Source organism: Pseudomonas sp. FSL R10-2189, assembly GCF_009600325.1.
Taxonomy (GTDB): domain Bacteria; phylum Pseudomonadota; class Gammaproteobacteria; order Pseudomonadales; family Pseudomonadaceae; genus Aquipseudomonas; species Aquipseudomonas helleri.
The window spans coordinates 1-277 of the sequence record NZ_WIVZ01000159.1 but is presented as its reverse complement, the minus strand read 5'-3'; the positions used below and the strand labels follow the sequence as shown (position 1 = coordinate 277).

Below are 277 nucleotides of genomic sequence, written 5' to 3'. Positions count from 1 at the left end.
CAATACTGTCATGCCAATGGCCCCTGTCATGACGCTCAAGAAGTATCAGCAGTTGTTCGAGCGGGTGGCTCATGTGTGGAAGTCCAATCAGCACATGATCATGGCAATGGAATACAGGGAGACCCCGCATGACCTTCTCGGAGTGGCTCACGGATACTTCTATCCTTATCACCACTACACTGGCAGGCCACAGGTTGTCGATCGTCGTGACGTTTTTATGGACTCCTTGCTCGATCAGTTCGGCGGGGTTCTGATCAACACGTCATTCAACTATCAC

At 51.3% G+C, this 277-nt stretch carries 1 protein-coding gene; it reads left to right on the top strand.

Annotated elements, in window-relative coordinates:
* Nucleotides 1–10: 10 nt before the first annotated feature.
* Nucleotides 11–277 (top strand): carbamoyltransferase C-terminal domain-containing protein (locus tag GHO32_RS26320; RefSeq protein ID WP_306167693.1); only part of this gene is annotated, 267 nt, incomplete at its 3' end.